Source organism: Sphingobacterium sp. UBA3549 (assembly GCF_002376635.1).
Classification (GTDB): Bacteria; Bacteroidota; Bacteroidia; order Sphingobacteriales; family Sphingobacteriaceae; genus Sphingobacterium.
The window spans coordinates 41,703-58,623 of record NZ_DFOE01000003.1; the positions used below are offsets into that span (position 1 = coordinate 41,703).

The window sequence follows — 16,921 nt, forward strand, 5'->3', positions numbered from 1 at the left end:
GTAATCTTCTATTTTTTAGAAGATTTATATTCTTCGTTTAATTGTTTGATTACTTCATTGGTGATTTCCAAAGAAGGATCAGCATATAAGACTGTCGGATTAGTTTTTGAATAGGTCAATACTAACTTATATCCATTTTCTGCCGCATGTTTTTTTAGGAATTCGGTTATTTTGTTATAAACATTGTTGAATTCTTCAGACTCGTCTTTTGCTATCGAGGAAGAAGCTGTCTGGTCCAAGCGTGCAAGCTCATCTTGTTTTCGTGCTAATTTTTGTTCTGTAGCCTGTCGATCAGCAGCTGACATCGTCGCTGCATTTTTTTGGTATTCGGCAACTTCACGTTGAAATGCAGTACTTTTGGATTGTAGGTCTGTTTGTGCTTTCTTTACTTTATTTTCAAGCTTTGATTTAATATCCTTAAAATATTGGTATTTTTCTGAAAGAGAATCGGAGTTTAAATAGACAATTTTATCTTTGTTACTTCCCTGATTTTCCTTGTTTACCGTATTGGAATCATTTTTTGCAGGCTCGCTTGCTGTTTTTGTACCTTGGTTACACGATGCAATCGATCCAGCCAACAAAAGGGCAAAGGATACTTTCGATACAATTGAAGATATAGTATTCATTTTTTTGTTTTTTTGCAATTATTACTGAAAACAAACCTACCACAAAAAAATCGAAATTCTAGTTTTTAGAATAAAAAAGTAAAATTATCCCATGTTCTGACAATTCCAGATATCAGCTCGATACTTGTTTGTGGGCTTGATAAATCGGGCAAAATTTCGTATTTTTGAATATTACATTTAAGAGGTTTTCAATGAGCGAAGAAAATAAAAATGCATCCACCTATTCCGCCGATAATATCCAGGTATTAGAGGGTTTAGAGGCGGTTCGTAAGCGTCCATCCATGTATATTGGTGATACCGGTGTAAAAGGACTACACCATTTGGTATACGAGGTAGTTGACAATTCAATCGATGAAGCTGTTGCAGGGTATTGTACAGACATTTTTGTAACTATCCATAAAGATAATTCGATTTCTGTTCGGGATAACGGTCGTGGTATTCCTACAGGAATCAACAAAAAGGAAAATAAATCGGCCTTGGAGCTTGTGATGACAGTATTACATGCTGGTGGTAAATTTGATAAAGATACATATAAGGTTTCTGGTGGTTTGCATGGTGTAGGTGTGTCCTGTGTGAATGCATTATCTACTCTTCTGAAGGCCGAGGTTCATCGTGACGGGAAGATTTATCAGCAGGAATATCAAATTGGTAAGCCTTTGTATGATGTAAAAGAAGTTGGTGTATCAGATAAGACTGGTACAATTGTAACATTTCATCCAGACCCTACTATTTTCACGCAGACTACAGTGTATAATTACGATACTTTGGCAAATCGTCTTCGTGAACTTGCATTTTTAAATAAAGGGGTGAGTTTGACGTTGAATGATGAACGCGAGACGAATGAGGACGGTTCTGAGAAAAAGGAAACATTCCATTCTGAAGGTGGACTTAAGGAGTTTGTTAAGTTTTTGGATGGAAACCGTCAGGCGTTAATTCCTGATCCGATCTATGTGGAAGGTATCAAGCAAGGTATCCCTGTTGAACTAGCTTTACAATATAATGATACGTATTCTGAAAATGTGCATTCTTATGTGAATAACATTAATACCATTGAAGGTGGTTCACACGTTGCTGGTTTCCGTCGTGGTTTGACACGTACATTGAAGGCTTACGCGGACAAGTCAGGTTTGCTTAAGAATTTGAAAGTTGAAATTACGGGTGATGACTTCCGTGAAGGATTGACGGCTGTAATTTCAGTGAAAGTTGCAGAACCTCAATTTGAAGGACAGACAAAAACTAAACTAGGTAATTCCGAGGTAATGGGGGCTGTAGATGTCGCTGTTGGGGAGATCTTGGGTGTTTATCTGGAAGAGAACCCACGTGAGGCGAAAGCTATCGTTCAAAAGGTAGTCATAGCTGCTCAAGCGCGTGCTGCTGCGCGTAAAGCCCGTGATTTGGTACAACGTAAAACCGTAATGGGTGGCTCTGGACTTCCGGGTAAATTGGCCGACTGTCAAGACAACGATCCAACGAAATGTGAGATCTATTTTGTCGAGGGTGATTCTGCGGGTGGTACAGCTAAGTCTGGCCGTGATAGAAAACATCAGGCGATCATGCCGCTACGTGGTAAGATCCTTAACGTTGAGAAAGCAATGGAACATAAGATCTACGAAAATGAAGAGATCAAAAATATGTTTACGGCTTTGGGCGTGAGTGTAGGTACTGCCGAGGATGCTAAAGCATTGAATATCGAAAAATTACGTTACCACCGTATCATCATCATGACGGATGCCGATGTGGATGGGTCCCACATTACAACATTAATCTTGACATTCTATTTCAGATATATGAAAGAATTGATTGAAAGAGGATATGTGTATATTGCAACGCCGCCGCTATACCTGGTCAAAAAAGGAAAAGAGCACGAATATGCTTGGAATGAAGATCAACGTATCAATGCTATTCAGCGTTTGAAGGGAACTGGTAAAGAGGATAGTGTGCACGTACAGCGTTACAAAGGTCTTGGTGAGATGAATGCTGAACAGCTGTGGGATACGACCATGAATCCTGAAACGCGTACCTTGAGACAAGTAACTATTGAGAATGCAGCGGAATGTGACCGTATTTTCTCCATGTTAATGGGAGACGAAGTTGCTCCGCGTCGTGAATTTATTGAAAAAAATGCACGTTATGCTAAAATTGATATTTAATGTGAGTTTAGCCTAAAGGAATTGTATATAAATGAATAAAAAAAGCCTGATGAAATTTCTCATCGGGCTTTTTTTATTCATTTATATTTCCTATTTTCATGCTAATGAGTCTTTTTTCTGCCGGGATAAAAGGTTCATCGCCTAACATCTAGCCAATATTAATTAAAACCTATTATGACATATTGTAGCAAAATTTTGCTCTTTATAGGTTGTTTTATTGGAACCTGTATGGCGCAGACAAATGAAAAAATCGATCTCCAAGATTTATTTGAAAGCTTATCGGAAGAGCTTCCCGAGGATGCTGATTTGAGCGAACTGAATGAAAAGTGGTATCATTATCTCAAACACCCCATCGACCTCAACAAAACTGATGGTAGTGAACTCGCTGAATTACAATTTCTAAATCCTTTATTAATTGAGCATCTATTAGCGCATAGGGCTATTTCAGGAAATTTTATCCATGTATTGGAATTACAGGCTATCGAAGGATTTAATGAACGAATAGTCTATCTATTGTTACCTTTTGTAAAAGTAGGCTCTGAATCACCATTAAACGTCCTTAAATTAAGAAAGTTTAAGCAAGAAATTATGTTTCGGTATGCTCGGACACTCGAGAAAGCGAAGGGCTATCGTATCACTGATACAACGAGATCCAGGTATCTCGGCGATGCTAATCGCTATGCGCTAAGGTACAGAGCCCAATTGAACGATAGAATCCAACTCGCCATTAATATGGAAAAAGATGCCGGGGAACCCTTTTTTAGAGATGGGCAAAAAATGGGATTTGATTTCTATAGTATGAGTTTGTCCATAAAGAACTTTAGCCGGTTCAGGAATATCGTGATCGGCGACTATGCTTTGCAATTTGGCCAGGGGCTCAGTATGTGGAATGGTTTGAGTTTTGGAAAAGGAGGATTGGTACAGAATGCCGCAAGACAAGGGATTGGTGTAAAATCCTACACTTCGTTAAATGAGATTAATTTTATGCGTGGTATTGCGGGAACTTTACAGATTAAACATATCGAAATTACACCCTATTTTTCTTATCGATCGATTGACGGAAATGTTGACCGTACAACTTTTCCGGCAACGATTTCAACGATTGCAAGTACTGGTTTACATCGTACTCCAACCGAACAGAAATATCGTGGTGCCGCGTCTCAAATGGCCTATGGATTGAATTTATTGTGGCGCTATAAACGGCTCAAAGCAGGTATTCATTTTAACCAGACCCAGTTGGATGTCTTTAAAATCAAAGGAAAGGGAATACGACAACAAGCTGATTTTGAAGGTGACTTTCTGCGAAACATAAGTTTGTATACAAACTATACCATTCGAAATATCTATTTGTTCGGTGAATATGCCAACAGCATGGATGGTGGTTCGGCTTTATTAGCAGGGTCCATAATAAGTTTACATCCACGATTATCTTCGGTCCTCTTACTTCGCGACTACAAGAAGAATTTTCATACTTTTTATGGACAGGGGTTTGGTGAATCGGGGGATACGTCGAATGAGCAGGGAGTATATTTGGGATTAACGTACCAGCTTGGAAGAAAATTACTCTGGTCTAATTATGCTGATGTCTTCCGTTTTCCGGGAGCAAAGTATCAGGCTGATACACTATCTACAGGAGCTGATTTCTTCAGTCAGCTAAGTTACATGTGGTATAAAAAGGGGCAACTTTCCTTGCGTTATCGCAACCGATTAAAACAAGTTAACTACACCGGAGAGGGACAAACCGAACATGGGCTTGTCAATACAGTTAAGCAGCAATTAAGGGTAGAATTTCATTATCGTCTTAACTCACGATGGACTGTTCGTTCCCGCGCAGAAGCTAATATGTTCCAAAAAGAGTATCAGGAAAGCAGTTTCGGATATATGCTTTTTCAGGATGTATTCTGGAAGTCGGCAGCCGGAAAGTTCCAGTCTAATATGCGGGTCGCATATTTTGACGCAGCGAGCTATGATAATAGAATCTATGCTTATGAGCAAGATGTACTGTACGCAGCCGGTTTCGGCATGTACAATACAAAGGGATGGAGAACTTATCTTAATCTAAACTATCGCTTAAGCCGCCATCTTCAGGTATGGGCCAAATATGCATTATACTATTATCCGGGGAGAGAGGTTATCGGAACAGGATTGGATCAGATCGACGGTAATAGGAAATCTGACGTTAGGTTACAATTGAGGTGGCAATTATGAAAGAGTTAAGTTTTCTCCAAAGACTAGAGCACATTCCTATTCTTAAGATTGCCACCCTATATATTTTGACGCTTCTTTTGGCTCCTACACTGCCAATTTCTCGCCCGATATTTCAACATGTACTGCAAGCATTGATAGTAATGACGCTGCTAACCATTTGTTGCTATTTTTTCAGGGGTAAAATTCGTAAATACGGTTATACCTGCGGGTATTACCTATCTATTATATTATTTGGAATTTATCAATTTTGGCGCAATGACCCACAAGTTGTCATTAATCACTTCTCTCATCTAGAAGCGGATAGTTATGTAGTGAAAATAATGGAGGAACCTAAGATAAAGCAACATATTATCCGTTTTTCTGCAGAAGTGATCGGTGTTCATAGGCAAGGTAAGTTTGTACCAACTTCCGGCCGGTTGATGATAACCCTAAAATTGAGTGCGAAAAATTTTCTTCAGTTCGGTGACTTCTTATGGTTAAAAGGGGATGTGAAAAGAATAGCTCCGCCGCGTAATCCGATGGAGTTTGACTATAGGGAGTATTTGAGCAAGTACTTAATACATCATGAAGTTTTTGTGAAATCTGGCTACTATAGGGTGATCAGTCGGCAAGAAACAAGTGGCTTTTCAGTGTTTGGACTCGCTTTGCAAGCGCGGAGATATTTTTTAGTTAAGCTCCGCAGCCATCTTAAAGGGGATGAAAATTTTGCGATTGCATCGGCGTTGTTATACGGTTTTCGAAGCGAGATCAGTAATGATAATATGGAGGCCTTCACCAATACAGGAACTGTGCATATCTTAAGTGTATCGGGGATGCATGTTGCCGTTCTATTTGGTTTTTTATCTCTTATTATCAGACAAATTGCATGGCCACTTTATCTGAAGTGGCTACCATTAATTTTATTATGGGGCACGATCTGGATATATGCATTTATAGCAGGGCTTGATGCGCCGATTACACGCGCAGCTATCATGATTAGTTTTGTCCTATGTGCACAATATTTTAAACGAAGCTTTTCAAGCTTGAATTCGCTTATTATTGCTGCTGTATTGATTCTATTATTTGCGCCCCGGGCTATTAATGACGTTGGTTTCCAATTGTCTTTTTTAGCCGTTTTGGGTATGATAATATGTGCCCCGCTGGTGAATGCACTTCTGCCGGTCAAAAGTTCTATACTCCGATTTTTAAGAGATATATTAACGGTTTCTATTGCCGCACAGATTCTGACAACACCGCTGAGTCTTTATTATTTTGGACAGTTTCCTACTTATTTTCTGATTGCCAACTTACTTGTCGATATTCCTTCCACCCTAGTGATGTATGCTGGTTTTATTATGACCATTAACCCTGTCGACTGGCTTAATGAGATTTTGGGTTTTCTTCTAGAACATCTCATTGATTTTATACTATGCTGTCTGAAATTTATTGATCATTTACCTTTTTCGACTATAAAAATAGTCCCTATGGAACCCAGTATTCTATTTTTGGCCTATTTTTCAGTTTTCTCTTTTTTATATGCTTTTCAGTGGAAAGATAAGAGGTACGTATGGCTCGGGCTATATTGTGGAATTGGAATATTGCTAATCAATGGGAAAAAATGGTTAGTAAGTAATGATTCAGAACGGTTTCGTATTTACAATACGAAGCATGAATTGACGATGGGGTATTTCAAAGCTGGTCGCGGAATTGTTTATAGCACTTTTGATTCCTTGCAGGCCAAAGGGTTACAATATGCTTGTGGAAGGGAAATTGCATTGTTATCGGCAGGTGAAGTTCAATTTGTGCCATTAAATGGACGGGATCGAAAGAACTATTTTGTGACGCTTCCTTTAGGCAGAGTCGCTATTTTGTCCCATTCGAAAGGAACGATGTCACCTGCTGATCTGGTCATTATCAGAAAAAACTTTTTATATGGTTTACCAGATGTATTGAAGCAAATCAGACCAAAACTTGTTGTACTGGATGGATCCAACTCAATGGAGAAGTGTCTGCTTATGCAACACATGTTGGATAGTTTGGGGATACAAAATTATCTCATGAAAGATAATTTTGCGTATGTTTGGAATAAGGAGAACTTATGACGCAAGATAGTATATCAATCTTAAGGCAATACTGGGGGTTTGACTCATTTAGACCCCTGCAGGAAGAAATTATTCAATCTGTCATTTCTGGTAAAGATACCTTGGCTTTATTGCCGACAGGTGGGGGGAAATCGATTTGTTTTCAAGTACCTGCATTGATGCTAGAAGGAATTTGTATCGTGGTTACACCGCTCATTGCGTTGATGAAAGACCAAGTTGAACATTTGAAAAGAAATGGAATTCAAGCGGTCGCAATTTATGCTGGTATGAAGAAGAGAGAGGTGGATATCACACTGGATAATTGCGTCTATGGGAAAATAAAATTTCTCTATCTCTCTCCCGAAAGGTTGTACAATGATATCGTAAGAGAACGTATACGATTTATGAATGTCAATCTATTTGCCATAGATGAAGCACATTGCATTTCTCAATGGGGATATGATTTTAGACCGCCTTATTTAGAATTAGCTAAATTACGCGAACTACATCCTAAAGTTCCATTTTTGGCTCTTACAGCCACCGCAACGGCCCGTGTGATAACCGATATTCAGGAGAAACTCGGTTTTTTGAAGGAAAATGTATTTGTCAAAAGCTTTCTTCGGGATAATCTGGCTTATATGGCTATTGAAGAGGAGGATAAGATGGGGCGTATGGTACGCATCATCCATAAATTGGGCGGATGCGGTATTGTTTATGTAAGAAACCGGCGCGAAACACAAGAAGTAGCCCGTGTTTTGGTCAATAATGGGATTTCTGCGGATTATTACCATGCAGGGCTTTCTGGGCAAGAGCGGGATCAGAAGCAGCATGGGTGGATGACAAATGTTGTTCGTGTTATTGTTGCTACAAATGCCTTTGGAATGGGGATCGATAAACCTGATGTGCGCTTTGTGATTCATCTGGATCTGCCCGATTCACTGGAGGCCTATTATCAAGAAGCCGGTAGGGCCGGTAGGGATGGAAAAAAAGCTTATCCTGTTATTCTTTATCAAAAAGCAGATGAGCAGAAACTACTGGATAATCTGCAGGCTAGTTTTCCAGATATTTCCTTTATTCAACAAACCTATCACTACCTTTGTAATCATTTTCAGATTCCTTATGGTTCTGGAGAAGGGGTGACAGTAGATTTTGATGTCGTTACATTTGCTAAAAAATATCAGCTACCCTTGGTACCAGTGATGAGTGCACTAAAATTTCTGGAGCGGGATACCTGGCTGGTCTTGTCGGAGGCTGTTACAATCCCTTCACGTTTTAAATTTGAGATTGACAGTGCTGAGTTATATAAATTTCAGGTTCAGTATGCAAAATATGATAAGCTCATCAAGGCTATTTTACGTAGCTATGGCGGCGTATTTGAGAACTTCATATTAATCAATGAATACGAATTTGCAGGTAAGTTAGGTATACCATACGGTCGTGTCGTGGAGCTATTGAAGTCGTTAGAAACGTTCGAAATAGCGACTTATTTGCCTTCTACAGATTCACCGCAATTGACATTCTTACAGAATCGGGTCGATTACAAACATTTGCATATCGACCATGTTTTTATTCGTGATCGCCATCAGGTGAAGGAAGAGGAAGTCAATGGCATGATTAATTATATTGAACAAAGCAATTGCCGCAGTCAGTCGCTGCTATTATATTTTGGTGAGAAAAATGCGGGGTTCTGTGAAGTGTGTGATTTGTGCCTGATCCGTAATCACCGAGAAAAGCAGCGGACAAATATAAAGGCCGAAATAAAAAGCAGTTTACTCGCTGGAGCGAAAAATATCCATGATTTGGTAGGTAGTTTAACAATAGGTACGGAGAAGAAAAGAATAGAGATCATTCGTGATCTGCTGGATGCCGAAAAAATCCGCCTAGAGGATAATCTCTATTCTTGGAATACTTTATTTTAACTTATTTTTCGATTGGAAGATTGAGTTCTTCGCGCCCCCATTCAGACCAAGATCCGTCGTATACCCGAATTTGTCCGTGGCCTACAAGATGGCAAGCAAATGCTAATATAGAGGCTGTGATACCCGATCCACAGGAGAAGATATACTCATCTCCGGTCTTATTAGAGTGATTAAATTGTCGTTTCAATTCATCAATTGGTTTATAAACGATACCATCAAGTAATTCTTCAAAAGGTAGATTTTTGGAATGGGGGATATGTCCACTATGTAGGCCTTTACGAGGTTCAGCTACCAAACCACTAAATCGCCCCTTACTTCTAGCGTCGAAAATATTGACTTTAGTATCGCGATAATGAGTCAATATATACTCTTTATCAGCATACAGGTTTTCTTGAAATTGCGCCTTAAAATTACCGGGTTTTACAGCGGTTTTATACTCTTCTACGAGGGGAAACTTGTTGTTTTTCCAAGCGGGAACACCGCCATTTAAAATAAAGACCTGTTTAAAACCCATAACCTTAAGCATCCACCACGCTCTTGGACTCGAATAAATACCCCATCTATCATACAACACAAGTATACTATCCTGATTAATTCCCAACCTTCGCATTTCGCGCTCGAATACTTCGGGCGAAACGAGGGTATGTGGTAATTTCGAATTAGGATCCGATAATTTTCCTTCGATGTCAAAAAATTGCGAATGGGGAAGTATCTCAAGTTTCGCCTCTTTAATCGATTGACCTACTTTATCGATTGTACAATCCAGGAGGATGATGTTTGCATTTTGTCCTAATGATTCCTGAAGTTGTATAGGGCTAATTAAGGATGATTGGAATGACATAAAATACTGTTTATTGAATACAAAAGTACAAAGCATCCGTATAAAAACAAAGCGGCTGTTCTTTTTGGAACAGCCGCTTTTTATGGATGTAGATTGCTAATTACTTAGCGTTCTTATCATTTTCCATTTGCTCTTTCAATTGAGCTAACACGTCTAAATCGCCTAAAGTAGATTTTTCAACAGAATCTTTTACTTTTTTAACAGCTGAAGACTCAGCTTTAGCGTCTTTTTTACGGTTGCTAGACTCTTCTTTGCGAGCTTCTTCTTTCTCTTCTTCCCAGATACGAGAGTGAGAGATTACTAAACGTTTGTTCTCTTTGTTGAACTCGATAATTTTGAATGAAGTAACTTCATCAACTTTCAATGAAGAACCGTCTTCTTTCACAGAGTGTTTAGAAGGACAGAAACCTTCAACACCATATTGTAAAGCTACGATATCACCTTTATCACCAACTTTGATCACAGTACCTTCGTGGATAGAGCCTTCAGTAAAGATCGTTTCGAAAGTATCCCAAGGATTTTCTTCCAATTGTTTGTGACCTAAAGACAATTTACGGTTTTCTTCATCTAATTCTAAAACAACTACGTCTAGTGTTTCACCAACTTTAGTGAATTCGTTAGGGTGGTTGATTTTTTTAGACCAAGACAAATCAGAGATGTGGATCAAACCGTCGATACCTTCTTCCAATTCAACAAATACACCGAAGTTAGTCATGTTTTTAACGACAGCTGTTTGTTTAGAACCTACAGGGTAACGGTCAGTAATATTTTTCCAAGGATCAGGAGTCAATTGTTTGATACCTAAGCTCATTTTACGCTCATCGCGGTCAAGCGTCAAGATTTGTGCTTCGATCTCGTCACCAACTTTTAAGAACTCCTGTGGAGAACGTAAGTTTTGTGACCAAGACATTTCAGAAACGTGAATCAAACCTTCAACACCAGGGATAATTTCTAAGAAAGCTCCGTAATCAGCAACTGTTACGATTTTACCTTTAACTTTAGATCCAACTTCTAATGCAGTATCTAAAGATTCCCAAGGATGCTCAGATAATTGTTTCAAGCCTAAAGCGATACGTTTTTTCTCATCATCAAAATCCAATACAACAACGTTGATTGTTTGATCTAGAGATAACACTTCTTTTGGATGCTCGATACGACCCCAAGAGATATCTGTGATATGCAACAAACCGTCAACACCACCTAAGTCGATGAACACACCGAAGTCAGTGATATTTTTAACAGTTCCTTCTAATACTTGACCTTTTTCTAATTTAGCTACGATCTCAGATTTTTGATTTTCTAAGTCGTTTTCAATTAACACTTTGTGCGATACAACAACGTTTTTGAATTCGTGGTTGATTTTTACAACTTTGAATTCCATTGTTTTACCTACGTATACATCGTAGTCACGGATAGGTTTGATATCGATTTGAGATCCAGGTAAGAATGCTTCAACACCTTTGATGTCAACGATAAGACCACCTTTAGTACGGCTCTTAACGAAACCAGTAATGATTGCATCATTTTCTAATGCTTCATTGATAGCTTCCCAAGATTTTTGAGTTTTAGCACGTTTGCGAGAAAGTACTAATTGACCGTTAGCATCTTCTTGAGATTCAACGAATACGTCAACTTTGTCACCAACTTTTAATTCTGGTAAGTCACGGAATTCTGATAAAGAAACTAAACCGTCAGATTTGAAACCAACATTTAAGACGACGTCTTTATTGTTGATAGAAACTACAGTACCTTCGATAATTTCACCTTGGTTAACTTGATTGAAAGTATCTGCGTATTGTGCTTCAAGTTTAGCGCGTTCAGCTTCGCTATAATTTCCGAAACCTTTATCATTTGCATCCCAGTCAAATTCACCTTCTGGTGTGATCCACGTGTTTGATTTGATTTCGTCGATTAAGTTTGAATCAGCTTCTGATTCAATTTGTTCAGTGTCTTTCACTACTTTAGTGTCAGCACCTTGTAGCTCTGCGTTTTTCGCTGCTAATTCTTTTTCTGCTTCTTGTTTTTTTGCCATTAATTAATTTTCTCCTTTTTCCTACTTTGTAGGAGTTGCAAAGGTACAAAAAAACTTTAAATGCAAAATTTTATTTTTCTTATTTTATTGAAATACTTTCAGTTATAGGGATGTTTTTATAGGTCAAGCTGTCAAGGGTGTTAATTGAAGGTTGACTTTGTTATTTCTCGACTTTATTTGCTGAAATTCTTTTCTTGGAAAGGATAAATTAACGTGCTTAAAATGACTTAATCTTCTCTCTTAAACGAATTAAAAATACGTGGTTTGGCAATAACAATGGTTTGTTTGGACAGTGCAATGGCAGCATTGAGTTCATAACCCAATAATAAAATAAGCGTATTTAAATAAATCCAGAGCATAATGACAATTAATGTTCCGATGGAACCATACAATTTGTTGTATGCGCCGAAGTGATTGATATAAAAAGTAAATATTGAAAAAGTCAATATCGCTAGTATAGTGGCCATCGATGCTCCTGCACTAAAGAGTTTCCATTTATTGGAGGTTGAAGGGCCAAATTTGTAGATACAGCTCACCGTAAAAAAATAGATCGCGAATATAATCAACCATCGGGCTATCTTAAGCAATATCGCCCAGAAGCTTGATTTGATACCCGTCGTTTCTTTAAGATAGTCTATCGTAATGCCAGCAATCGTAAAGATCGTCATTCCAACAGTCAAGGCAAAGATAATTAAGAAAGCCAAAGCTAAGGCAAGCAATCGTTTTTTGATCCAAGGCCTTTTTTCCGTCATTAATGATGCTTTATTGAATGCATTCATCAGGGAGGCCATGCCGTTGGTTGCAAAATAGGCTGCAAACACAAAACCGAAGGATAGCAATCCGCCATTTTGATTTTTGATAATATCTTCCAAAGTTGTTTCAACAACGAGAAAAGCATTTTTAGGAATAACTACCGCAAGAAAATCCAACAATTGCTCTTGAAAATTATTTATTGGAATGTATGGGATTAATGTAAATAAAAATATGATGCCCGGAAAAATAGCTAATAGAAAGCTGTAGGAAAGGGAGGAAGCTTTGCTAATAATGGAGTCTCTGGAAATTTCCTGAAAGAAAAATACAGCGACGGTGTAAAGAGGGAGCGAGCCAAAGCCAGGTAGTACGACCCGTTTACTCCATTCGATCAATTTAAAATAAGGTTCAAAATTTAATAGCCATTGGTGGATTTTCCCCATTTCAATTAAAATATTTACTCATCTTATCCAAGAAAACCTGCGGAGGCATACAAGGTCTATTTTTCTCCATATTGACAAAGACCAATGTCGTTTCTCCTTGGTTGAGTAGCTCTCCATTCTCATTGAAAAGCTCATATTCGAAAACAATACGAACAGCAGGTTTCTTTCGGATGGTCACACGGATTGTAATCAGGTCATCATATTTGCCTGGTTTTAGATATTTGGTCTTCATCTCTGTGACAGGGAGCATGACCCCCATTTCTTCCAGTTCTCGGTACGAGATCCCTGTGCTCCGCAGCATTTCAGTTCGCGCTATTTCATAAAATGCAGCGTAATTGCCATAATAGACATAGCCCATTTGGTCTGTTTCTGCATAGCGAACGCGAATCTGATGGTCAAATACAAACATTATTTTTTAATATTTCTGGCGTCCAAAGCCTGTTGAAATTTGCGTGCGTTGATCAAATGCTCTGCTTCTGTTTTTGCGAAATTATGGTAACCTGAGAAATCATCTTTCGCACACATATAGATGTAATCGTGCTGCTTGAAGTTCAACACTGCATCAATAGCAGCGATGCTTGGAATAGAAATCGGGCCTGGAGGCAATCCTCTATAAATATACGTATTGTAAGGATTGTCTGTTCTGAGGTGCTTATTCAATACCCTTCTGATTGTAAAATCATTATTAGCAAAGATCACTGTTGGGTCTGCCTGTAACAACATCCCCTTTTTGAGGCGGTTTAAATAAAGTCCAGCAATCATGGGCATTTCATCTTGATGTAGCGCTTCCCCTTTGACAATAGAAGCTAACGTACTGACTTGCTGTGGTGTCAAATTAAGCGCTTTTGCTTTCGCCGTGCGATCCGTATTCCAGAATTTTTTCCATTCATCATCAAAACGAGCGATTACTTTTTCGGGACTGGTGTTCCAGTAAATTTCGTACGTGTTAGGAATAAACATCGTGATTAGATTTTCCGTTGTAAATCCATACTTCTGCGCCGTAGCTTCATCATTCAGCACAGCGATAAATTGTGCAGAATCAGCTTCGAAACTTTTTCCAAGAAGCGCCGCCATATTTTCTTTTAATCGGACATTGGCGAATCGGAATTTTACGGGTTCTTGGTAGCCACCCATTAAATTGCCAATTAAACGTCTATTGTTCATTCCAGGTGTCAGCAGGTAACGTCCTGGTTTTACACTCTGTTCATATTTTTTATATTGTGCTGCACGCTGAAATGAAGCGATATCGTCCAATAGATTTGAATCACTGATTGATTTCAGCACATCTTCATACCTTTCACCCTCGTGTATAAACAGGTACTTTTTATCTCCCGATACATTCGAAGCATAAAACGTGCTATAAAATTTCCAAGCAAAATAAGCTCCAACAACAAGAACGATCAGAGCAATGATTTTTAACCAACTTGGTATTCCTTTTTTATTTTCCATTCTAAAATTTTTTAATCATTTGTTGTTCGCTATTGATGGCATTCATGCAGCCTTTAGCGGTCAATGTTTGAAAAATCTCGCGTATGAAAGCGCAGTTTTTTCATATGTTTTATAGTTTTGAAACTTTAAAGCTTTAGCATCTTTTAACGATGATTCAATGCAGTTTCATTTTACGCTGATCGCTTTAGAAGCCCAGGCTATTTCCTTTATTTTCCTTATCTTTTTTCTGCCCCGCGGAGTTATTTGCCGGCTTAGGTGCTGGTGTATTTGCGGGCGTACTTTTCGATGGAGCAGCAGGCTTCGATTGGGCACTAGGCTTAGCGATCGACGGATTAGCTTGTGTTTGGTTTGCTTGTGGTTTAGGTGTTGTCGTACCACCTGTTGGAGCATCTGTAATAGGTGCTGGTGCTGTAACTGAAAGTGTTACGTCAATTTTAGCGCCTAAGCTGGTTAGGCCTTTTTCGATTCCTGGCGATTGCACACTGATGACTGCGGTAGCGGTATCCGTTACATTTGGATCATACGTCACAGTGCCCAGACCTAGTCCAGCTCCAGATAAGGCAAACTTCGCCTCGTTTAAAGGAAGTCCAATTAAGTTAGGTATCTCTACTTCATTTGCTCCCAGTCCATTTCCTAAAACGAGATCTATACGCGAACCTTTAGGTATCATACGTCCGTTACGAATGGACTGTCCTGCAAATTGAGCATCCAAAACGATATCTCTTGCGATGTCCGCTACATACGATGTGTCTCCTATTCTGAGGTTATGGTTTTTCAAGATGGCGGTGGCTTCGATCAATGTTTTATCTTTTATATTCGGAAAAGCAACTTCAGGTGCCACCTGTGTGATAATGGTCAAATAAATAGTCCGACCGGATTTTACATGGAATCCTTGTTCAGGATCTTGTTCGATGACCATACCAGGCTTAGCGTCCATCTGATAGACGGAATCAATTTGATATTCGAGCCCAGCATTTTCCAGCGCCTGAATAGCCGCACTGATATGAAGTCCTTTGACTTTAGGAACCGCAATAGATTCATCATGTTTGGTATATACTTTCAGACCAATATAAACGAAAAGGAATAGGCATACTATCGCAATGAAAGCGGCAATAAGATTTTTCCTAAACGTGGGGGTCTGAAGATATTGTACTACTTTGGACATTTCTTTGTTAATAAAAATTAATTCTGCATAGAACCGCAATATTAAAGCCAAGTTTGCAGAAAGATTAAATAAAATTATTCGTCACAAAATTATTCGTTTTTCCGTGTATAGCAAATTATATTTGCTATTCGAATCGCTAAAATTTATGAAAGCAAAAATAGCATTAATAACTGGAGGTTATACAGGAGAAGCTGAAGTTTCTTTTAAAAGTTCAGCCTTCGTCAATTCGCAACTTGATCACAACAAATACGATGTGTATCTGATTACGGTGACCAAAGAAGCATGGTACTATGAAGATGTAGATGGTCAGCGTCATCCCATTTCCAAAGCAGATTTCACGCTTCCATTGCATGGGGATGTTTTGGTTTTTGACTTGGCATTTATTATGGTACACGGTGTGCCTGGAGAAGATGGGAGACTCCAAAGTTATTTTGATTTATTAGATATTCCTTATACATCATGTGACGCGCTAACTTCTGCCCTGACGATGAATAAAGGGTATACAAAGGCGATTTTATCGGATATTCCAGAGCTGCATTTGGCAAAATCGGTCCTATTATTTGAATCGCAGCGACCGGAAGCGGTCCAACTGGTCGAAAGCAATCTCTCGCTGCCTTATTTTGTGAAACCTAATGCAGGCGGGAGCAGTATCGGTATGACCAAGGTGAAAGAATCTGCACAGCTGAAAGCAGCGATCGATACAGCTTTTGATGCAGAGAATACAGGTAAACAGGTCATTGTCGAAGAATTTGTAACCGGACGCGAATTTTCGGAAGGAATTTTTCGCAATTCAAAAGGCGAGCTGGTTGTTTTACCTGCTACGGAGGTACGGACTACGCGCGAATTTTTTGATTATGAAGCGAAATATATACCTGGACTGACCGAAGAGATTACACCGGCAGAGCTGACTATCGAACAGCAGGAACGGGCTGTACGTATCTTGAAAGAGGTCTATGTCAGATTGAATTGCAAAGGTATGGTGCGTGTTGATTTCTTTTTGGAAAGCGAGACCGATAAATTCTATTTTATCGAAATCAATACTATTCCGGGGCAGACTGCGCAAAGTTTTATACCGCAACAAGTACGCGCTTTTGGAATGAAAGAAGGCGATTTCTACGGCGAATTGATCGAAACAGCCTTGCAGTCGAAATAATATTGTCCTTATATAGGGGATGGGATATGAATCGAAGGTTAGTACGATTGCTAAAGTTAACAATATGCGACGTGGTAACTAAAGATAACAAAAGACGAGGCTATCTCAAATTTATTGAGGCAGCT

12 protein-coding genes are annotated in these 16,921 nt (G+C 38.9%); 5 read left to right on the forward strand and 7 right to left on the reverse strand.

Annotated features, from left to right (window positions below; genetic code table 11):
* Positions 1-8 precede the first annotated feature (8 nt).
* The gene (locus B2W36_RS02470) at positions 9-626 is read right to left on the reverse strand and encodes an OmpH family outer membrane protein (protein ID WP_293886357.1); all 618 of its coding nucleotides are present in this window, start codon (positions 624-626) and stop codon (positions 9-11) included.
* A 191-nt stretch (positions 627-817) separates the two neighbouring features.
* On the opposite strand from B2W36_RS02470, the gene gyrB reads away from it, so the two are divergent.
* The 4 genes from gyrB to B2W36_RS02490 all read left to right on the forward strand — a co-directional run bounded on the left by gyrB (position 818) and on the right by B2W36_RS02490 (position 8,963).
* A complete protein-coding gene (gene gyrB / locus B2W36_RS02475) occupies positions 818-2,776 on the forward strand; it encodes a DNA topoisomerase (ATP-hydrolyzing) subunit B (RefSeq protein ID WP_209576626.1) in 1,959 nt (652 codons plus the stop codon).
* A 228-nt stretch (positions 2,777-3,004) separates the two neighbouring features.
* Entirely contained in the window at positions 3,005-4,984 is a 1,980-nt protein-coding gene (locus tag B2W36_RS02480) for a helix-hairpin-helix domain-containing protein (protein ID WP_293886358.1), read from the forward strand.
* On the forward strand, positions 4,981-7,065 hold the full coding sequence (locus B2W36_RS02485) for a ComEC/Rec2 family competence protein (protein WP_293886359.1): 2,085 nt from the start codon (positions 4,981-4,983) through the stop codon (positions 7,063-7,065). Before B2W36_RS02480 ends, B2W36_RS02485 begins: the two co-directional genes overlap by 4 nt.
* Positions 7,062-8,963 carry a RecQ family ATP-dependent DNA helicase gene (locus tag B2W36_RS02490; RefSeq protein WP_293885129.1) on the forward strand — a complete coding sequence of 634 codons (1,902 nt, stop codon included), beginning with the start codon at positions 7,062-7,064 and terminating at the stop codon, positions 8,961-8,963. Before B2W36_RS02485 ends, B2W36_RS02490 begins: the two co-directional genes overlap by 4 nt.
* Before the next feature lies 1 nt (position 8,964).
* Here the strand turns inward: B2W36_RS02490 and B2W36_RS02495 are convergent, their stop codons facing one another.
* The 6 genes from B2W36_RS02495 to B2W36_RS02520 all read right to left on the reverse strand — a co-directional run bounded on the left by B2W36_RS02495 (position 8,965) and on the right by B2W36_RS02520 (position 15,643).
* Entirely contained in the window at positions 8,965-9,804 is an 840-nt protein-coding gene (locus tag B2W36_RS02495) for a sulfurtransferase (RefSeq protein ID WP_293886360.1), read from the reverse strand.
* A 100-nt stretch (positions 9,805-9,904) separates the two neighbouring features.
* Positions 9,905-11,836 (reverse strand): 30S ribosomal protein S1, encoded by a 1,932-nt coding sequence (gene rpsA, locus B2W36_RS02500; protein WP_293885131.1) that lies wholly within the window; start codon positions 11,834-11,836, stop codon positions 9,905-9,907.
* 227 nt (positions 11,837-12,063) lie between these two features.
* Positions 12,064-13,029 (reverse strand): YihY/virulence factor BrkB family protein, encoded by a 966-nt coding sequence (locus B2W36_RS02505; protein WP_293885132.1) that lies wholly within the window; start codon positions 13,027-13,029, stop codon positions 12,064-12,066.
* Between the two features lies 1 nt (position 13,030).
* Positions 13,031-13,438: an acyl-CoA thioesterase gene (locus tag B2W36_RS02510; protein WP_209576611.1), complete on the reverse strand. Its 408-nt coding sequence runs from the start codon at positions 13,436-13,438 to the stop codon at positions 13,031-13,033.
* Positions 13,438-14,478: an endolytic transglycosylase MltG gene (mltG, locus tag B2W36_RS02515; RefSeq protein WP_293886361.1), complete on the reverse strand. Its 1,041-nt coding sequence runs from the start codon at positions 14,476-14,478 to the stop codon at positions 13,438-13,440. The genes B2W36_RS02510 and mltG overlap by 1 nt, the downstream gene beginning before the upstream one ends.
* 184 nt (positions 14,479-14,662) lie before the next feature.
* Positions 14,663-15,643: a PASTA domain-containing protein gene (locus B2W36_RS02520; protein WP_293886362.1), complete on the reverse strand. Its 981-nt coding sequence runs from the start codon at positions 15,641-15,643 to the stop codon at positions 14,663-14,665.
* 145 nt (positions 15,644-15,788) lie between these two features.
* Here B2W36_RS02520 and B2W36_RS02525 point away from each other — a divergent pair, with 145 nt between their 5' ends.
* Entirely contained in the window at positions 15,789-16,796 is a 1,008-nt protein-coding gene (locus B2W36_RS02525) for a D-alanine--D-alanine ligase family protein (protein ID WP_293886363.1), read from the forward strand.
* The last annotated feature ends 125 nt before the right edge of the window (positions 16,797-16,921 follow it).